Origin of the sequence: Streptomyces alkaliphilus (assembly GCF_014141535.1) — a bacterium.
GTDB classification, from domain to species: Bacteria; Actinomycetota; Actinomycetes; order Streptomycetales; family Streptomycetaceae; genus Streptomyces; species Streptomyces alkaliphilus.
This window is the reverse complement of the sequence record NZ_VKHT01001327.1, coordinates 1-1097: the sequence shown is the minus strand read 5'-3', so window position 1 is coordinate 1097 and position 1097 is coordinate 1. Positions and strand designations below refer to the sequence as shown.

Below are 1097 nucleotides of genomic sequence, written 5' to 3'. Positions count from 1 at the left end.
CCGGGAGAAACACATACGGTCAGCCCGTATCGGCCGTCCCGGAGGTGGGCGGCACGGCCGGACGATCGAACTCGTCGCTCACCGTCGGCTCGCGTTCCCGACCGGTCCACCGCACGGTGAGCGGGCCCAGTGCCTCGTCCTGCTCGAGGGCGACCATGCGATCGCGGTACAACTCCAGGAGGGCGAGGAAGCGGGCGACCACGGTGAGGGTGTCGGGGGCGTCCCCGACGAGTTCGTCGAAATCCGCGGTGCCGATCTCCCGGAGGCGGGCGACGAGGATCGCCGCCTGCTCCCGGACCCCGACCAGTGGGGCGTGGATGTGTTCGACGTACACCTGCGGGCGCGGGCGGGGACGCATGGCCAGGGCCGCGAGGCGGGCCAGCCCTTCCGGGCCGACCCGCAGCACGACCTCCGGCAGGAGGGCGGCGTGGGCGGGCTCCAGGGAGACGGTCCGGGGATGGCGGCGCTCCTCGGCCTCCATCCGCTGTCGCATGAACTCGGCGACCCGCTTGTAGGCGCGGTACTGCAACAACCGGGCGAAGAGCAGGTCGCGGGCTTCGAGAAGGGCCAGGTCGGCCTCGTCCTCGACCTCGGCGGCGGGCAGCAGCCGGGCGGCCTTGAGGTCGAGCAGGGTCGCGGCGACCACCAGGAACTCGGTGGCGTGGTCGAGGTCCCACTCCGGGCCCCGGGACCGCAGATGGGCGATGAAGTCGTCGGTGACCCGGGAGAGGGCGACCTCGGTGACGTCCAGTTTGTGGGCGGAGATCAGTTGCAGGAGGAGGTCGAAGGGGCCCTCGAAGTTGTCCAGGACGACGGTGAAGCGGCCCTCGGGGTCCGCGGTCCGTCCCTCCTCCACGGCCGTGTCGGTGGGCTCGGCCGACGGGGGCGCCCCACCCGGGGAACCGGTGTTCGCCCCGGGTCGGGGTCGGTCGTCCTCGGGCGCGGAGGCCGGGGCGGGGGTGTCCTCCGCGGCGACGGGTTTCACCGGTGTCCTCTCCGCGTACTCCTCCGTCGGGGGCGTGCCGCTCTCCGGCCGCGTTTCCGGCGCGGTCCGGAGAGGAGCCCCCGGGGCGGGGCGCCCCTCGACCACGGGGCCG

At 73.7% G+C, this 1097-nt stretch carries 1 protein-coding gene; it reads right to left on the bottom strand.

Annotated elements, in window-relative coordinates:
* Positions 1-19: 19 nt before the first annotated feature.
* A complete protein-coding gene (locus tag FNQ90_RS24280) occupies positions 20-1090 on the bottom strand; it encodes a segregation and condensation protein A (protein ID WP_182608307.1) in 1071 nt (356 codons plus the stop codon).
* Positions 1091-1097: the final 7 nt, after the last annotated feature.